Origin of the sequence: Oceanobacillus profundus, from assembly GCF_003515705.1 — a bacterium.
Taxonomy (GTDB): domain Bacteria; phylum Bacillota; class Bacilli; order Bacillales; family Amphibacillaceae; genus Oceanobacillus; species Oceanobacillus profundus.
The window spans coordinates 245,646-262,990 of sequence record NZ_QWEH01000001.1; the positions used below are offsets into that span (position 1 = coordinate 245,646).

At 38.9% G+C, this 17,345-nt stretch carries 19 protein-coding genes; 17 read left to right on the plus strand and 2 right to left on the minus strand.

Features of this window, described 5'->3' with window-relative positions:
- Position 1: 1 nt before the first annotated feature.
- The 17 genes from D1B32_RS01170 (at position 2) to D1B32_RS01245 (ending at position 15,950) form a co-directional block, all read left to right on the plus strand.
- Complete coding sequence (locus D1B32_RS01170) at positions 2-1,207, plus strand: hydroxyacid-oxoacid transhydrogenase (RefSeq protein WP_118888411.1); 1,206 nt, start codon at positions 2-4, stop codon at positions 1,205-1,207.
- 27 nt (positions 1,208-1,234) lie between these two features.
- Positions 1,235-2,137 carry a fumarylacetoacetate hydrolase family protein gene (locus D1B32_RS01175; protein WP_118888412.1) on the plus strand — a complete coding sequence of 301 codons (903 nt, stop codon included), beginning with the start codon at positions 1,235-1,237 and terminating at the stop codon, positions 2,135-2,137.
- 164 nt (positions 2,138-2,301) lie between these two features.
- The gene (locus D1B32_RS23965; RefSeq protein WP_168927269.1) at positions 2,302-2,448 is read left to right on the plus strand and encodes a hypothetical protein; all 147 of its coding nucleotides are present in this window, start codon (positions 2,302-2,304) and stop codon (positions 2,446-2,448) included.
- Positions 2,449-2,733: 285 nt separating this feature from the next.
- A complete protein-coding gene (locus D1B32_RS01180) occupies positions 2,734-3,723 on the plus strand; it encodes a PstS family phosphate ABC transporter substrate-binding protein (RefSeq protein WP_118888413.1) in 990 nt (329 codons plus the stop codon).
- 137 nt (positions 3,724-3,860) lie between these two features.
- The gene (gene pstC, locus D1B32_RS01185; RefSeq protein ID WP_095314030.1) at positions 3,861-4,817 is read left to right on the plus strand and encodes a phosphate ABC transporter permease subunit PstC; all 957 of its coding nucleotides are present in this window, start codon (positions 3,861-3,863) and stop codon (positions 4,815-4,817) included.
- Between the two features lie 2 nt (positions 4,818-4,819).
- Positions 4,820-5,704, plus strand: a complete 885-nt coding sequence (gene pstA / locus D1B32_RS01190) for a phosphate ABC transporter permease PstA (protein ID WP_095314032.1) — start codon at positions 4,820-4,822, stop codon at positions 5,702-5,704.
- A 55-nt stretch (positions 5,705-5,759) separates the two neighbouring features.
- Positions 5,760-6,596 carry a phosphate ABC transporter ATP-binding protein PstB gene (gene pstB, locus D1B32_RS01195; protein ID WP_095314034.1) on the plus strand — a complete coding sequence of 279 codons (837 nt, stop codon included), beginning with the start codon at positions 5,760-5,762 and terminating at the stop codon, positions 6,594-6,596.
- 317 nt (positions 6,597-6,913) lie between these two features.
- Positions 6,914-8,068 carry a betaine/proline/choline family ABC transporter ATP-binding protein gene (locus D1B32_RS01200; protein ID WP_118888414.1) on the plus strand — a complete coding sequence of 385 codons (1,155 nt, stop codon included), beginning with the start codon at positions 6,914-6,916 and terminating at the stop codon, positions 8,066-8,068.
- Between the two features lie 13 nt (positions 8,069-8,081).
- Positions 8,082-8,726 carry an ABC transporter permease gene (locus tag D1B32_RS01205; protein ID WP_095314038.1) on the plus strand — a complete coding sequence of 215 codons (645 nt, stop codon included), beginning with the start codon at positions 8,082-8,084 and terminating at the stop codon, positions 8,724-8,726.
- Between the two features lie 17 nt (positions 8,727-8,743).
- A complete protein-coding gene (locus D1B32_RS01210; RefSeq protein ID WP_392391085.1) occupies positions 8,744-9,673 on the plus strand; it encodes an osmoprotectant ABC transporter substrate-binding protein in 930 nt (309 codons plus the stop codon).
- 1 nt (position 9,674) lies between these two features.
- Entirely contained in the window at positions 9,675-10,337 is a 663-nt protein-coding gene (locus D1B32_RS01215) for an ABC transporter permease (RefSeq protein ID WP_095314042.1), read from the plus strand.
- A 51-nt stretch (positions 10,338-10,388) separates the two neighbouring features.
- Positions 10,389-12,071, plus strand: a complete 1,683-nt coding sequence (locus D1B32_RS01220; protein WP_240033697.1) for a CocE/NonD family hydrolase — start codon at positions 10,389-10,391, stop codon at positions 12,069-12,071.
- 138 nt (positions 12,072-12,209) lie between these two features.
- Positions 12,210-12,761, plus strand: a complete 552-nt coding sequence (locus D1B32_RS01225; RefSeq protein ID WP_118888416.1) for a GbsR/MarR family transcriptional regulator — start codon at positions 12,210-12,212, stop codon at positions 12,759-12,761.
- Positions 12,758-13,651: a beta-keto acid cleavage family enzyme gene (locus tag D1B32_RS01230; protein ID WP_118888417.1), complete on the plus strand. Its 894-nt coding sequence runs from the start codon at positions 12,758-12,760 to the stop codon at positions 13,649-13,651. Before D1B32_RS01225 ends, D1B32_RS01230 begins: the two co-directional genes overlap by 4 nt.
- A 4-nt stretch (positions 13,652-13,655) precedes the next feature.
- Complete coding sequence (locus tag D1B32_RS01235) at positions 13,656-14,624, plus strand: 3-hydroxyacyl-CoA dehydrogenase NAD-binding domain-containing protein (RefSeq protein ID WP_118888418.1); 969 nt, start codon at positions 13,656-13,658, stop codon at positions 14,622-14,624.
- Between the two features lie 35 nt (positions 14,625-14,659).
- Positions 14,660-15,136, plus strand: a complete 477-nt coding sequence (locus D1B32_RS01240; RefSeq protein WP_095314048.1) for a thioesterase family protein — start codon at positions 14,660-14,662, stop codon at positions 15,134-15,136.
- Between the two features lie 319 nt (positions 15,137-15,455).
- The gene (locus D1B32_RS01245; RefSeq protein WP_095314148.1) at positions 15,456-15,950 is read left to right on the plus strand and encodes a LysM peptidoglycan-binding domain-containing protein; all 495 of its coding nucleotides are present in this window, start codon (positions 15,456-15,458) and stop codon (positions 15,948-15,950) included.
- 148 nt (positions 15,951-16,098) lie between these two features.
- Here the strand turns inward: D1B32_RS01245 and D1B32_RS01250 are convergent, their stop codons facing one another.
- Positions 16,099-16,404 carry a monooxygenase gene (locus D1B32_RS01250; RefSeq protein ID WP_118888419.1) on the minus strand — a complete coding sequence of 102 codons (306 nt, stop codon included), beginning with the start codon at positions 16,402-16,404 and terminating at the stop codon, positions 16,099-16,101.
- 16 nt (positions 16,405-16,420) lie between these two features.
- Positions 16,421-17,332, minus strand: a complete 912-nt coding sequence (locus D1B32_RS01255) for a DsbA family protein (protein WP_187393122.1) — start codon at positions 17,330-17,332, stop codon at positions 16,421-16,423.
- Between the last annotated feature and the right edge of the window lie 13 nt (positions 17,333-17,345).

A 17,345-nucleotide genomic window follows, 5' to 3' on the forward strand; every position in this document is an offset into this window, starting at 1 on the left:
AATGACTAGAAATGTTTGGGAATATTTTTCCACGCAAAATATTGTTTTTGGGAATGGCTCTATTCACAATCTAGATAAACTGTTAAAGCGATTTGAAGCTAAGAATGTCTTTTTGATTACAGACCAAGGAATTGTTCAAGCTGGGATTCTCAAGAAAGTTAAGGAACAACTTGCATTACATAACTATGAAGTGGTTGTATATGACCAGGCTGTGCCGGAACCACCGATTTCTAGTGTAATGGAAGCATTTGAGTTCGCAAAGTCGCAAATGGAGACCGATGTTATTATCGGACTTGGTGGTGGGAGTAGTATTGACTTAGCTAAGGTTGTTGCTTTACTAATGGAACATGGGGGACATCCAAGGGATTACTTTGAAGAAGGAAATGTCCCAGGACCAGTTGCACCATTAATTGCAATTCCTACTACTGCTGGTACGGGGTCGGAAGTAACCTCTGTTGCAGTAGTTAATGATACAGAAAATAATATAAAAGTTGGAATTTCGGATAATTATTTGCGACCTGCAGTAGCTTTACTAGATCCTGAATTGACTGTAGGCTTGCCACCTTATGTAACGGCTTGTTCCGGAATTGATGCATTATCACATGCAATTGAATCGTATACAGCAAAGGATTTTAAGCATATTGATGCAGAGGGGACTATTTTATTCCAAGGGGCATTTCCGATCACAGATGCACTCGCAGAAAAGGCTATTGAGCTCATTGTAAATAACTTAACGATTGCAGTGCAACAGGGAAGTAATATAGAAGCCAGGGGCAATATGATGCTTGGTAGTTTACTAGCTGGGCTTGCTTTCTCAAATGCAGGAAATGCTCTAGCACATGCAGCTGCCTATCCAATCGGTGGATTAGTTAATTCTCCCCATGGTGAAGTAACTGGTCTACTGATGGCTTATGTCATGCGATACAATGTAGCAACATCAAAAGATAAAATGGTAAAAATCGCAAAAATATTTGATCTAGATCGTGATGATAAAACAACTACGGAACTTGCTTATGCTGCCGCAGATGCCGTTCTTAATCTGCTTGAAGAAATTGGGCTACCTACAAAACTTTCCCAATTAGGTATTAAAGAAGCTAATTTAGAGGAAATAGCTGATAAATCATTATCAATTGAACGATTAATACGTAATAATCCGAGAGTACCTCGAAAAGACAGCTTAATGAAACTGCTTAAAGAAGCTTATTGATTAAAGGTGGAAAGGAGATAATATAGGATGAAAACAATTACGTTCGTAAACGATTCTATGCAGAAATTAGGCGTTGTTACGGATAAGGGTATACTTGATATTGAATATGCTGTAGGGGTATTCTCCAATCAACTAGAGCATGCAACATACCCTTTATCCATTACAGAACTAATCGAAGGTGGAGCAAAAGCCCGTAATGATCTGGAACAGGTTATTGAAGTTGCTCTTTCTTCTAATCGATCCAACTTGTTTTTGGCTGAGGATAGTGATATAGAATATGGTCCAAGTGTTACAGACCCACAAAAAATCCTTTGTATTGGGTTGAACTATAAAAAGCATGCAGAGGAATCAAACATGTCATTACCGGAAAAACCTATTGTTTTTAGTAAATTTAACAATGCACTTTGTGGGCATCGTGCTAAGATTAATCTTCCTAAAAATGCAAAGGAGTTTGATTATGAAGGGGAATTAGCCATCGTAATTGCGAAAGAGGCGAAGGATGTCTCAAAAGAAGATGCCATGTCGTATATCTACGGTTATACAATTGCGAATGACTTTTCGGCGCGAGATCTTCAATTTCAAAGTCCCCAATGGTTATTAGGAAAAACAAGTGATCAATTCTGTCCAATTGGTCCATACCTGGTAACTGCAGATGAAGTTGCTGATGTAAAAGATCTATCTGTTAGAACATACGTGAATAAGGAACGAAGACAAGATGGAAATACGGCACAAATGATATTCCCTTGTGATGAAATTATTAGCTATCTCTCAAAGCATATGACACTTTATCCAGGGGATGTTATTTTAACTGGTACTCCGGATGGTGTGATTATGGGGTATGAAGAAAGTGAAAGAGAATGGTTAAAAACAGGTGATGAAATCGTAATTGAGATTGAAAAAATAGGCAGACTCTCAAATGAATTAATATAAGAAAGCAGAAAAAGAATTGCTAAATGGTTGATCAACCATTTAGCAATTCTTTTTTCTATCGTAATAACAAGCTCTAAGTAGGAAATAATTCTTTATGGGAGAAGCGCATAAATCCTCCATCCTAGCAAACACTAAATTTACTATTGGTAAGAGGAGGTGGGGTCATGAGTAATCACGGAAAGAAACACAACAATCAATTCAAGGAAAATGAAAATTCCGGTGAGCATCGTAACGGACGTAAGAGCCCATATAAGAATAGTAACTCCAAAGGTGGAGGAGCTCCAAATGAATATGTGACGGATAAAGAATAAAGCAAATGCGGATCAGTTATATCGGATCCGCATTTGCTTACCAAGTATGTAGATGATAATTAAGATATTTACAATTGGAATAGTACCTATAATCGAATTCTGTAGGTTATCAAAGCTAGAGCTCAACTTATGTCTATTCCAAATATGCTTTACGACAATATCTTTAAATTTACATAACCTTTACATTTGGCTCATACTTCCTTAACATTCACACCTTATACTAGCAACTGAGGGCAAAAAGCCTCACAAAAATAAAGCATTCATTCAGGGGAGGACAATTTTACTATGAAGTTCAAAAAGTACCTAATGTTTCTACTTGTTGCAGCATTAGCAGTTGTGCTTGTAGCTTGTGGAGGAGAAACAGATGAAGGTAACACAGAAGAAACAGATAACTCTTCAGGAGAAACAGAAGGATCTGATGATGCAGCTGAATTAGAAGGCAGTGTAGTAATTGATGGTTCTGGAACAGTTTATCCATTAATGCAAAGAATTGCTGAAGAATATATGGTAAATGAACAGCAAGGCGTATCTGTTGAAGTTAGCCGTGCCGGTACAGGTGCTGGATTTGATAGGTTTTTAGCAGAAGACGGAACAGATTTCAACGATGCTTCCCGTCTAATTAAAGAAGAAGAGCAAGCGAAAGCAGAAGAGCTTGGTTTTGAACCATTCGAAATGAAACTTGCATTAGACGGATTAACAATTGTTGTACACCCAGATAATGATTTTGCAACTGAATTAACTGCTGAGGAAGTACAAGGTATTTTCCTTGGAGAATATACAAACTGGTCTGATATTAATTCAGATTGGCCAGATGAGAAAATTAACACGTATGGACCAAATGAAAACCATGGAACATATGAATTCTTTTATGAAAGCATTCTTGAGGAACAAGATCTAGTAGGTGACATTGATCTTCAACAAGATTATTCAACACTAGTTACATTAGTTTCTGAAGATACAAATGCAATTGGATTCTTTGGATTTGGATACTATGCTAGCAACCAAGATAGCTTACAAGCAGTTGGAATCGACTTTGGCGAAGGTGCAGTAACACCATCTCTTGACACAATCGGTGAGAGTGGTCCATATGCTGATTACACACGTCCGGTATTCACATATTTAAATCCGAACATGGCAGCAGAAAAACCACAAGTAGCAGATTATGCACGTTATGTATTGGAAAGCACAAATGATTTTGCTGGTGAAACAGGATTCGCTCCACTTCCAGAAGATGAGATCCAATCACAATTAGAAGCTTTAGAAGCGCTACAATAAACGCGATAGAGGCACTATTTTAAGCAAAACACCTATATCAAAATTTGACATATGACTCTAAATAAGATGAGGGCAGAATCAAGCTCTCATCTTATTGTGAGCTATAAGCGTAAGCGCTGGAAGGAGTGCACGAGGTAATGCCGACAAACAGCGGTAATCATAAACAGAACGCTGTGAATGTTAGAGAAATGATTGAAGAAAAAAGAAGTTCGAGAAGTATCTCTAATATAACAGAAAAATTAATTCCAACGATTTTATTTATTATAGCTAGCATTTCAATTCTAACTACTATTGGAATTATTTATACTCTATTATCCGAGGCAATTGAGTTTTTTAAAATTGTTCCAATCTGGGAATTTTTCACTGGAACTGTACTCAAGCCACTTAGTCAAAATCCTGAATTCGGTGTGCTGCCACTTATAAATGGGACGATTATTTCATCACTAATTGCGATGCTTGTAGCTGGTCCAATTGGTATTATGTCAGCTGTTTATTTAAGTGAGTATGCATCAGATAAAGTACGTAGAATATTAAAACCTTTACTAGAAGTTCTTGCTGGTATTCCAACTATTGTGTACGGTTTTTTTGCGTTTACCTTTGTAACACCAATCATTCGTTCGATTTTTCCCGAAGTAGGAGCAACAAATATCCTTAGTCCAGGAATTGTGATGGGGATTATGATTATACCAATGATTGCATCCTTATCAGAAGATGCAATGACTTCTGTCCCTAATGCGATGCGTGAAGGTTCTTTAGCCATGGGGGCTACAAAACTTGAAACAACATTTAAAGTAGTAATTCCGGCTGCATTTTCTGGAATTATTGCATCCTTTGTGCTTGGAATATCACGTGCAATTGGTGAAACGATGATCGTAACCATTGCGAGTGGTAGCTCCAAAAACTTTACTTTTGACATTACTCAATCTATGCAGACGATGACTGCATATATTGTTGAAGTTTCTGGTGGTGAAGCGGCTGCTGGAACGACTATATATTACAGCTTATACGCTGTTGCATTAACGCTGTTTGTTTTTACGCTTATCATGAATCTACTTGCAAGATATGTCTCTCGTAAGTTTAGGGAGGAATATTAAAAATGAACCAAGTAAATACAAAGAAAATGGAAAAAAGAATGCATGCACGTATTCAGAAGAATAATCTTTTAAAAATAGTCTTTTTACTAGCGACATTATTCGGTCTTGCTGTATTAGCTATTTTACTCGTACGAGTCATTACACAAGGTGCAGCCTGGTTGGATTGGGATTTTATCACAGGAAGACTATCAACAAGTGCTGATCGTGCAGGAATTATGGGTGCCATTCTTGGGACAGTATGGCTAATGATTGTCGTCATACCAGTTACATTAATCATCGGTGTTGGCTCTGCAATTTATCTAGAGCTCTATGCAAAAAAAGGAAGGATTCAATCCTTTATTCAGACGAATATTTCAAACTTAGCTGGGGTACCGTCTATTGTGTATGGTCTACTGGGATTAACGATTTTTTCAAGAGCTATGGGCTTAGGAAATGCAGTGTTAGCTGGTGGTCTCACGTTATCCCTACTGGTTTTACCAATTTTGATTGTTTCTTCACAGGAGGCAATTCGTGCAGTACCGAAGTATTTAGCAGAAGCATCTTATGGAATGGGAGCAACAAAGTGGCAAACCATTAAAAATGTCATATTGCCTGCTTCTATACCAAGTATCCTTACTGGTGCTATTTTGTCACTATCCCGTGCAATTGGAGAAACAGCACCATTAACTGTATTAGGAATTCCGGCATTTCTTCTCCCATTCCCAGAAGGTGTGTTTGATACATTTACAGCATTACCAATGCAAATTTATTATTGGACGCTTGATTCTTCATTGGTTAAGGAATATGCCTATTTAGCTGCAGCAACTATTATCGTTCTATTGGTATTATTGTTCATATTAAATTCGGTAGCTATTTTCATTCGAAATAAGTTCCAACAACGATATTAACGGTTATTTTATTTGATATGACACGCTTAACCTAGATTTAAAGGAGTTGAAAATGATGAGTCCATCATCAGTGAAAAGTAAAAGAACGGTTAAAATTAATCCAGAAGCAGTTGCTTCTAAAGAGCCTGAATCCGAAGGTAAAGTGGTTTATGATACAAAGGAATTAAACCTTTGGTATACCGATACACACGCATTAAAAGATGTTAATTTATCTTTCCGTGAAAAGGAAGTAACAGCGATTATTGGACCATCTGGTTGTGGGAAATCAACCTACATTAAAACGTTAAATCGGATGGTTGAGCTTGTTCCAGGTGTACGGACGACAGGAGAGATAACGTATAAAGGGAAAAATATCCTTGAACGTTCGTTTAAAGTAGAGGATTTGAGAACAAAGGTAGGAATGGTATTCCAAAAGCCAAATCCTTTCCCGAAATCAATTTATGAAAACATCGTTTATGGACCTAAAATTCACGGGATTCGTAATAAAAAAGTGTTGGATGAAATTGTTGAGCGCAGTCTGCGCGGAGCGTATATTTGGGACGAAGTAAAGGATCGTCTCAATGAAAATGCATACGGTCTATCAGGTGGTCAGCAGCAACGTTTATGTATCGCGCGTTGTTTAGCAATCGAACCAGAAGTTATTTTAATGGACGAGCCTACGTCAGCACTTGATCCAAAGTCAACGTTACGAATTGAAGAATTGGTACAAGAGCTTAAAAAAGAATACTCAATTATTATTGTTACCCATAATATGCAGCAAGCAGCACGTATTTCGGATAAAACGGCATTCTTCCTTAATGGAGAGGTTATTGAATTCGACGAAACAAATACGATTTTCACAAATCCGGCAGATAGCAGAACGGAAGACTATATATCTGGAAGATTTGGATAAGCTGTTTTTGATTGAATTATTTTTTAAATATAGAAAAGTCTCCTGATTGTTCGAGGTATATTTGAACATCAATAGGAGGCTTTTTTTACTTTAATTCGATTGTATCCTGCTATATTTAAATATAACAAAATATTTAAAAAATAGTAAACAAACGCAATAGCTAGAAATACGGAGAATTATTAAGATAGTCGCTTTATAAACTTTGTAAAATAAAAATTGTATAGATTTTTCGTTCTGTATGGACTTATATGCTGTTTTCTATTATTTCTTTATTTCCCTATACTTATATAGTATTCAACACGGAGGTGCTTTAAAAAATGTTAGAGTTTCATGATGTTACAAAGCGATATGGTAATGGTAAGCCAGCTGTTAACAATTTGAATTTAACAATTGAAAAGGGCGAATTTGTTTGTTTTATCGGTCCAAGCGGCTGTGGTAAAACCACAACAATGAAAATGGTAAACCGTTTAATTGACGTAACGGAAGGAGCCATTTTGGTTGATGGTAAAAATATAAAGGAGCAGGACCCTGTCGAACTGCGTAGGTCCATAGGGTATGTGATTCAGCAAATTGGATTGATGCCACATATGACAATTAGAGAAAATATTGTGCTTGTAGGTACTTTACTCAAATGGAGAAAAGAGAAAAAAGATGAACGTGCACGTGAGCTAATCAAGCTAGTAAATTTACCTGAAGAATATCTTGATAAATATCCACATGAATTAAGTGGAGGGCAACAACAGCGAATTGGTGTATTACGTGCGCTTGCTGCGAATCCCCCATTGATATTAATGGATGAGCCGTTTGGAGCGCTTGATCCGATTACAAGGGATGCCTTACAAGAAGAATTTAAAAAGTTGCAAAGAGAATTAAATAAAACCATTGTTTTTGTCACACATGATATGGACGAGGCATTAAAGCTTGGCGATCGGATTGTTATTATGAAAGATGGAGAGATTGTTCAGGTTGATACACCAGAGGAGATTCTCAGAAATCCAGCAAATGAATTTGTGGAAGAATTCCTTGGAAAAGATCGTTTAATTCAAGGTCGGCCTGATGTTACGACGGTCGGGCAAATTATGAACAGTACTCCAATTACCGTAAAAATCGGTACCACTTTAAAAGCCGCCATTACAAAAATGCGAGATGAACGAGTTGATTCCCTCCTTATTACGGATTCAGATAATGTTTTAAGAGGATTTTTAGATATTGAATCCATTAACAACAATTACAAAAAGGCAAGTACTGTGGAGGAAGTAATGGAAACGGACATTTATTCTGTATCTCAGGACAGTCTATTACGTGATGCAATTCACAAGATACTCAGACGAGGAGCACAGTATGTTCCTATTGTGGACGAAGGTCACCGTTTAGTGGGAATTGTCACACGCGCAACACTTGCAACCCTCGTTTATGACACGATTTGGGGCGATGGAACAGAATTTGAAGAAATCGTAGCACATGCAGAGTAGGAGGTTGGAGTAGATGATGGATTTTTTTGCTACACATGGGAATGAACTAATAATTAAATCATGGGAACATTTGTATATTTCTGTTGCAGCCATCTTACTTGGAGTGTTAGTTGCGATACCCCTTGGGATCCTGCTTTCTAGAGCACCAAACTTCGCTGATCGATTTATTTCGTTTGTTGGTATTCTGCAAACCATTCCAAGTCTTGCGATCCTTGCATTTTTTATACCGATTTTAGGTGTTGGAAAACTACCTGCCATTATTGCATTGTTTTTCTATTCGTTACTACCAATTTTACGTAATACGTACATCGGTATTCGGGATGTTAATCCTGGGGTTGTTGAAGCTGGGAAGGGCATGGGAATGAGTGCTTTGCAATCGATTATAAAAGTAGAATTTCCAATGGCACTTCCAGTAATTATGGCTGGTGTTCGTCTATCAACGGTTTATTTGATCGGTTGGGCAACATTGGCAGCATTTATCGGTGGTGGCGGTCTTGGCGACTTTATCTTTGATGGCTTAAACCTTTATCAGCCTTCCTTAATTATTGCAGGTACAGTACCAGCGACTATTCTTGCTTTAATTGCAGATCGCTTGCTGGCCAATTTAGAAAATCGAATGACGCCAGAGGGGCTGAAGGATTCGTATGAAACAGTATAAGCTTGGAGGTGAACATGTTGAAAAAAACATTACTTAAAGGAAGTATGGTTTTGCTTTTGCTTGTGGTGCTTGCAGGCTGTTCCTTGCCAGGCCTTGCAAGTACGACAAAAGAGACGATAAAAATAGGTGCCCTAGGTACATCTGAATCACAAATTTTAGCTGAACTGTTATCGATTATGATTGAACGGGAAACAGATGCCAGTACCGAACTTGTGACACATCTTGGATCATCGATTGTTCAACACCAAGGGATGTTAAGAGGCGACCTTGATATAACAAGTACACGTTATACGGGAACAGACCTATCTGGCGCACTTGGCATGGACCCGATTACCGATCCAGAGAAAGCGCTGGACATTGTAACAAAGGAATTTCAGGACCAATTTAATGAAACATGGGCAGCGCCTTATGGTTTTGAAAACAGCTATTCTGTTGCTGTGACAACAGAATTTGCCGAGGAACATAACATTGAAACCATTTCTGATCTCGAACCTTTCGCGGATGACCTGCGTTTTGGCGTAGATAATGCATGGGTCAATCGCAAAGGGGATGGATATGATGGGTTTCAGGAAACCTATTTTTCGTTTGGTCATGTTTTCCCAATGAATATTGGTCTTGTGTATCAGGCGGCAGCTACTGGTCATATGGATGTTGTGCTGGCTTATTCTTCAGACGGGAGAATTAAGGAATTTGATTTAAAAGTTCTTGAGGATGATCTGCGATTCTTCCCGCCATATGATGCTTCTGCCGTAATTGATAATGAGACTTTGGAGAATTACCCAGAGATTGCAGCAATTACAGAACGTTTGCATGGACAAATTTCTACAGAAACGATGCAGGAATTAAATTATAAAGCGGATGTTCAACTAATGAGTCCGCAAAAAGTTGCCATGGAATTTCTAGAAGCCAATAACTTCTTTGAGGATATGGAGAAAGGGGAGAAGTAATATGAATACATTGGAACAATTGGTGCAATATGTGACCCAAAATGGTGGGTATATATGGGTGCAGTTTTACAGACATTTTCTAATGGCAGCGTATGGTGTTCTATTTGCCGCAATTATTTCGATTCCTTTAGGTATCCTTATTGCAAAGTACGGGAAATTGAGTAGCTGGGTACTGGCACTTGGAAGTATTATTCAAACGATTCCTGCCTTAGGAGCGATGGCTGTCATTATGATTGTCATGGGACTTGGCACCAATACGGTAATTGTTACATTAATGCTGTATTCAATACTGCCGATTGTGCAAAACACCTATGTCGGGATGAAGGATGTTGATAAAACGGTTATTGAAGCAGGCTTTGCTTCTGGGATGACTCGGTTTCAACTATTACGAATGGTCGAGCTTCCTCTTGCAATTAGTGTCATTATGGCAGGGTTACGGACAGCGCTTGTTATTGGGATTGGAATTGCTGCAATTGGTGCATTTGTCGGAGCAGGAGGCTTAGGGTCCATCATCCTCACGGGAACGAATGCAACGGATGGAACAGCTATTATTCTAGCTGGTGCAATTCCTACAGCATTGATGGCCATTATCGCTGATTTAATTATGGGTTGGATTGAACGGAAACTTCAACCAATAAAGTCTTCAAAATCGAGCGCAGCATAAAAGGTAAAAAAATAGAGTTTGCTTCTTAATCTATCATTAGAGGTGATTGTCTTGGGAGAAATCGGAATTAGAGTTGAAAAAAATGTTCCGTGTTCATTAGCTGATGGAACAGTTCTTCGGTCTGATGTGTATCATCCGGATGATGAAGAAAGCTATCCGGTGTTAATGATTCGGTTGCCATATGATAAAGAAACACCACGTTACTATGACGAATATTTGGAAGTGCCTCGGATGGTGCAAGCAGGCTATGTAGTTATCCTTCAGGACGTAAGAGGGAGATTTGCCTCAGAAGGCGATTTTTTTCCATTCATACATGAGAGACGTGATGGATATGAGGCAGTAGAATGGGCGGCAAAGCTTCCATATTCAAACGGAAAAGTTGGACTGTTTGGTATGTCTTATCATGGCTATACCCAGTTTGCAGCAGCAGTAGAAAGGCCACCTTCCTTAAAGGCGATTGCTCCAGTGATGACGGGAGCAGATCTTATGGGAAGCTTTCTGGGAAGCGAAGGAGAACCTCATCCAGTAGCTAAACTGGAAACATGGGTTTTAGGATCTATGTTAGAGGATCAGCTGAAAAGGGAAGGGAACTTTGACAAGAGGAAATTTCATTATTATTTTGAGAATATGGCAGAGTGGTTAGTTGATGCTCCTGCTGATGAATGGAAGCCAATCAAAGACCTTGATCCGGGCTCGTATTATTTTGATTTTATGCAGGGGAGACTAGCCAAAACATTTAAAGATCATGTAAATCTAAAGGGAAAACTAAGTGAAGTGGATATTCCAGCATTATTCATTGGCGGCTGGTTTGACGGATTATTGGCACCAACATTAGAAGCCTATCAAACTTATAAAGGGAAAAAAATGCTCTGGATTGGTCCGTGGACGCATGAAGAAATGACAGGTCGATGTGGGGAGCGTTTTTTTAACCATGCAGCATCTAGTATAGGCGTTGACAAATCATTAGATCCTACAGAAATCCATATTAAATGGTTTGATAAATGGTTGAAGGAGAAGCCAATGCCAATGCCTTTCGAGAAACCTGTCCACCTTTATTTGATGGGGCAGGATCGTTGGGAAACCTTTGAGGAATGGCCGATTCAAACTGGTGTAAAGTCAAGGGAAGTATACCTCCAGAGTCAAGGGATGTCACAAAGCCGAAATGGAGATGGAAAGCTAACGTATCAACCTGACACTACGGAAACCAAAAGTGCTTTAAAACTAGACCCGAATCACCCAGTTCCTACTCGTGGTGGGGGGACGCTTATTGCGGGACACGCTTCCGGGATGTTTGATATGAGCGATATACAAGATCGAGAAGATGTTCTTGTCTATACGAGTATGGAGCTTGAGGAAGATCTTCCATTGCTAGGTTCAATTAAAGCGAGTATTTGGGCATCTTCTCCATCTGAGCTTTTGGATATATCCCTAAGGCTGTCAGAAGTTGATAGCCAAGGACGTTCGTATAATATCATCGATTCATTTCATAGAAAAAGGGTAGAAAAAGAGAATCATCCAGTTTGTTTGGAAGTTGAAATAGGTTCCACCGCATATACCTTGAAAAAAGGCCATCGCATACGTCTGGATATAGCAGCAAGCAATGCGCCACTATATGATATTAACTTAAATAACGGAACAACAACAAAGACACACACTGAAGGGAAATCTGCAGTGGAATATATTTATCAAGGTGGAGACAAAGCATCAAAATTGGTCTTGCCAATGACAAGGTAATACAATCCTTTTCTTGGCAGTTAAGAAAGTATAAAACTTACCTAAGCATAAATGCAACGATGACATTCTATCAAAGACGAAGCGAATGCCAGGTTTTCAATTTTTAAAATGGAAATAAGCCATAAAAGGGTGAGGACATTGAGGAATGATGACGAACGGATTGATGATGTAAAAACACAATTCATTGAAAAAATAACGGACAATATGAATGCATTCGGTGTTTCCACAAGTATTGGACGTGTGCTTGGAATTATATACATGAACAGGGAACCAATGACACTTGATGAGCTATCAGAAGAAACAGGGATGAGTAAAACACGGATGAGTCAGGTAGTCCGGGAAATGATTGATTTAAATATTGCGGAACGCGTCTTTAAAAAAGGAGTTCGGAAAGATTTATTTCGGGTGGAAGAGGATTATTATCAAACATTCATTCTTCTGTTTACCTCTACATGGAAAAAGGCTATTCAACGCAGCAGTTCTTTTGAACAAAGAATGATGAAACAAATGAATCAATTACAAGCAACTTCAGGATTGACGGAAGAAGATGAACTGGCCCTGAATGAACTTCTAAAAGAAATGAAGGAATGGATGGATTACTATGATTGGATCCACCGTGTAACGGAGTTCTTTGAAAGCGGAGAAATCTTTAAACATGTGCCAAAAAAAGAACGGGGGAATGAAGCGTGAATAAAAAAGTAATATTATCGTGTGCGGTAACAGGTGCAGGAGATACGACTACAAAAAGTGCCTATGTACCAGTAACGCCAAAAGAGATTGCAGATTCGGCAATTAAAGCTGCGAAAGCAGGAGCTACCATTGCGCATATACATGTGCGTGATCCGAAAACAGGAAAATTAAGTCATGATGTCAATCTATTTCAGGAAGTTGTCGAACGAATTCGTGCATCAGAGACAGATGTCATTATTAACCTTACCTCAGGTGGAGGTGGAGATTGGATCCCAAGTGATGAAGACCCTACAAGAGGCGGAGAAGGAACGGATATTCAAACCCCTGAAGAACGTCATGAGCCGATAGGAAGACTCTTGCCGGAAATGTGTACCCTTGACTGTGGCAGTATTAACTTTGGTGATATGTTATACATCAGTCCAACTGACTGGTTAAGGAAACAGGCGAAACTCGTCAAAGAAAGTGGTGTCAAAGCCGAATTAGAATGTTTTGATACAGGACATGTTCGTTTTGCCAATCAATTAATTGAAGAAGGCTTAGTTGAAGGGGATCCAATATTCCAGTTCTGTCTCGGTATTCCGTGGGGGGCGGCAGCAGATGCGGAAACCATGGCATATATGAAAAGTCGAATTCCAGAAAATGCGAAATGGGCAGCTTTTGGAATTGGCCGAATGCAAATGCCGATTGTTGAAGAGTCTATCCGTCAAGGCGGGAATATTCGTGTAGGTCTGGAAGACAACCTGTATTTGAAGAAAGGTCAGCTTGCAACAAATGAACAGCTTGTTGATAAAGCTGTTGAGATAGTCCAGTCCTTTGGTTCCGATGTGATGACTCCAGCTGAAGCACGAAAACATCTCAATTTACTGAACCCATATGGAAAGGAAGCCTAGCTGTATGACAAATGATAGATCAATCCAAAACATCACGGTTGTCGGTACAGGCGTAATTGGCAATGGGTGGATTACGCGCTTTTTAGCAAATGGTTACCATGTAACTGCTTTTGATCCAGATCCGAAGACGGAAGAAAAAACACGTGCTGCCGTTGAGCGGGCATGGCCGTGGATGGAGAAAATGGGACTGCATAAAGATGCTTCAACGGATAAGCTGAGCTTTCATTCGAATTTAGAAGAGGCACTAAAAGATGCGGACTTTGTACAGGAAAATGTTCCAGAGCGTGAGGATTTAAAACGAAAAGTCATTGCTGATATTGATACGTATGCGAAGAAGGAAGCAATCATCGCCTCCAGCACATCTGGAATATTACCAAGCATTTTACAGGCGGATTGTCACAACCATCCAGAGCGTGTCATTGTCGCTCATCCCTTTAACCCGGTTTACCTAATGCCACTTGTTGAACTTGTTGGCGGAGAAAAGACGGATGTAAATACAATTGAGAAGGCAAGAAGTTTCTATGATTCCTTAAAGATGAAGCCTCTTGTTGTTCGTAAGGAAATTGAAGGACACATTGCGGACCGTTTAATGGAAGCAATCTGGCGCGAGTCCCTTCACATTGTGAATGATGGGGTAGCGAGTACAGATGAAGTAGACGCCTCCATTATATATGGACCAGGACTTAGGTGGGCATTAATGGGACCATTCATGACACTGCATATGGGCGGTGGAAAAGAAGGAATGCGTCACTTATTGGAGCAATTCGGACCGGCATTGAAATTACCATGGACGAAATTAGAAGCACCAGAATTAACAGAGGAATTAGCTGACAAAGTCATTACAGGGTGTGAAACACAAACGGCTGGTGTTGAAATGGATAAATTGGAAGATCGCAGAGATCAATTTTTAATTGAACTCCAGCAGCTATTGGAAAAATACTGGCCAGGATCAATGTTATCAGGAAAATTGTAGGTGGCATTCGAACGATTAAAAGGAGGCAAGGACGCTTGAATAAAGCGAAATTATTGATTCAGGATAAAGTACCTGAGGCGTGGATTGACTATAATGGACATATGAATGATGCGGAGTATGTTCGAGCATTCAGCCGGGGTGTCGATCAATTTATGAACGTTATTGGGATGACCGAGGATTTCTTAGCGAAGAGCAAATATACGATTTATACAATGGAAAATCACGTTTGCTATCTAGATGAAATGAAGCTTGGTGAATCGTTTGAAGTCTTTATAAACGTGATTGATTATGATATCAAACGAATCCATCTTTTCTTTGAACTGTATGGTGAAAATGGAAAACGGGCTGCAACGAGTGAACAATTGCTAATGGGAATTAACCAGGAAGAGGGGAAAGCATCACCGTTTCCGGAAGAAATTTTTAACCATATAGAAGAACTTGCAACTAAACATAAACCTGCAGAAAACCCAAAAGAAGTTGGGCGTGTTATTGGAATTAGAAAAAAGAAATGAACGTATTAAAAAAATGGCTTCCTATTTGGGTGGGGAGCCATTTTTAATTCATTAGGAAGTAAAAATGGCACGTTTATAGTTGTTATAAAGCAGTCCTCTTGTAAAAATTAAATTATTCTTTTGAAACGTATTGGCGTAATAAAAACTAGAAAAGTAGATTTGAAGTTACTCTAAAACAGTGCAGGGATATTTGTCAGAATCTAATTTATTTTTAAGTTTTATTTGTATTTTAGGTTTTGAAATTCAAAAATAGGGTAGCTAGTATATATATTAATGGAGGTGTTTTATCATCAAATATATTATATCGATGCTAGTTTTTATGATTGGAGTTGGATTATTTTCGCAAGCAGCTTCTGCCGAGAAAGTTTACAAAGTAAAGTCAGGGGATAATTTGTATCGGATTGCCCAAAACTATCAAGTAGATTTTGATACGTTAGTTGCTGCAAACGCTGCTATCACGGACCCTGAACATGTTCAGCCAGGGCAAGCGATTAACATACCAGATGAGAATGGGCTTCCTTTTACCGTTACAGCTTACACGGCTGGCTATGAGTCTACTGGAAAAGAACCAGATGACCCAGCTTATGGTATAACAGCATCTGGGGCAATGGTTGAAGAGGGAAATACAATTGCGTGCCCTCAGGCTCTTCCGTTTGGAACAAAAATACATATTCCAGAATTGGATGAAACGTATGTATGTCAGGACCGTGGCAGTGCAATAACGAATGGTAAGCTAGATGTTTATATAGAAGACTTAGATGAGGCATTAGAATTTGGGGTGCAGCAGCTGCAGGTCAAAGTGTGGCCATATTAAAATACCGCGAATATCATATTTTATCGGAAAGCATACTTTGCTGTACAATTTAATTTAAAAACTATAAAAAATACACCACATGAAATTCAACTTAGAGATTTTTCATGTGGTGTATTGATTTGAAAGAATTTTTATTCAGGTCTATGGTTTAGCTTACCGGCCCCTTCGTAATCGCAGTAAGCTTGGAATTGATTGCAAAAGTTTTGGCATTAACATTTGTGATGCCAAAGCTGGCTAAACGTTTTGTATGCATATTCAGATAGCTTTCAGCTGTTTCCTTTGTTTCAAAAACATAAATTCCGCCTGCTTCATTTGCTTCGGGTCGCTCTGTCCAGATTTTCCATAGGAAGCCAGCTTCTTCATTGATGCTTTTTGCTAAATCTGAAAATGCTTCTGCCATTTCTTCCCCAAATGGTCCATTCATGTTAAAATCGACTTGCAATACATATGCCATGGTTATTCTCCTTTGTTTACTTTGTTGTTGTAAAGTAGTACTCTCCTAGAATTTCCTGCTTTTGATATTGATCAGGCGTAAGCTCTTTTTCAATAAAAGCGTTAAGGTCAGATTGCTCCACATCGTACATGACTTCAATTTCTTTGGAGAATAAAAGCTTTTCTTTTTCAAGCAAGCTAGAAAGCGATGGTTGTTGTTTTGGTTGCAGTTCTTCTGTATTTAGAATCTGTTTTAAGCCATCAATATAGTATTCAAATGGACGTCCTCCAACAATTTTCACACCTTTGTTTTCTTCATTGATCATGATAATTGTAGGGAACCCTCGAGCGCCTAAACTTCTCGTCAGATCGAAGTCTTCATCCAATAATTGTTGTCCGATTGGTTGTTCAGCTTCCTTTACAATGTATTCCCCATCAAGACCAAGTTTATTTACGGTTTCAATCATAACGGATTTATCTGAAATATTTTGGTTGAATGCGAAAAGTGCTTCTCGGGCACGGCGTAAATATTCAAATGCGAGTTCCGCATTATGATTTTTTTGAATCACCTTAAATACTCGTGAAGGTGGGAAAGAGGACTGAACTGGATTATCAATCATTAGACTCCCATCAATTGGCATTCTGGAATGTTCACCAACTTCTCTCCAGTGACCTGCAACATCGGCTGGTTTAAAAATTCCGTTTGCAGGATCGATTGGCCCATCATGCCATTTTTCCAGTAAGCCACCCATAACCGTATGAACGTTAAAATAATCACCATATTGCTCGATAAAACGACGGAGAACCGGTTCAATTGCCCAGCAGTGCGAGCAAATGGGATCTGTTACATAATAAAGGTTAATTGACTTTTTCGGCTTATTAAAATCAATAACTTCCATTTCCTCATCTTCAGCTACTCCACATACACCTGTTTCCAAGTCACAAATCATATTTTTATTGTTA

Excerpts from the sequence above, each read along its gene's own strand:
- pstB (WP_095314034.1), top strand. The coding sequence starts at position 5,760 with ATGAGTCCATCATCAGTGAAAAGTAAAAGAACGGTTAAAATTAATCCA.
- D1B32_RS01250 (WP_118888419.1), bottom strand. The coding sequence starts at position 16,404 with ATGGCATATGTATTGCAAGTCGATTTTAACATGAATGGACCATTTGGG.
- D1B32_RS01205 (WP_095314038.1), top strand. The coding sequence starts at position 8,082 with ATGATGGATTTTTTTGCTACACATGGGAATGAACTAATAATTAAATCA.
- D1B32_RS01245 (WP_095314148.1), top strand. The coding sequence starts at position 15,456 with ATGATTGGAGTTGGATTATTTTCGCAAGCAGCTTCTGCCGAGAAAGTT.
- pstC (WP_095314030.1), top strand. The coding sequence starts at position 3,861 with ATGCCGACAAACAGCGGTAATCATAAACAGAACGCTGTGAATGTTAGA.
- pstA (WP_095314032.1), top strand. The coding sequence starts at position 4,820 with ATGAACCAAGTAAATACAAAGAAAATGGAAAAAAGAATGCATGCACGT.
- D1B32_RS23965 (WP_168927269.1), top strand. The coding sequence starts at position 2,302 with ATGAGTAATCACGGAAAGAAACACAACAATCAATTCAAGGAAAATGAA.
- D1B32_RS01215 (WP_095314042.1), top strand. The coding sequence starts at position 9,675 with ATGAATACATTGGAACAATTGGTGCAATATGTGACCCAAAATGGTGGG.
- D1B32_RS01175 (WP_118888412.1), top strand. The coding sequence starts at position 1,235 with ATGAAAACAATTACGTTCGTAAACGATTCTATGCAGAAATTAGGCGTT.
- D1B32_RS01200 (WP_118888414.1), top strand. The coding sequence starts at position 6,914 with ATGTTAGAGTTTCATGATGTTACAAAGCGATATGGTAATGGTAAGCCA.
- D1B32_RS01180 (WP_118888413.1), top strand. The coding sequence starts at position 2,734 with ATGAAGTTCAAAAAGTACCTAATGTTTCTACTTGTTGCAGCATTAGCA.
- D1B32_RS01255 (WP_187393122.1), bottom strand. The coding sequence starts at position 17,332 with ATGATTTGTGACTTGGAAACAGGTGTATGTGGAGTAGCTGAAGATGAG.
- D1B32_RS01235 (WP_118888418.1), top strand. The coding sequence starts at position 13,656 with ATGACAAATGATAGATCAATCCAAAACATCACGGTTGTCGGTACAGGC.
- D1B32_RS01170 (WP_118888411.1), top strand. The coding sequence starts at position 2 with ATGACTAGAAATGTTTGGGAATATTTTTCCACGCAAAATATTGTTTTT.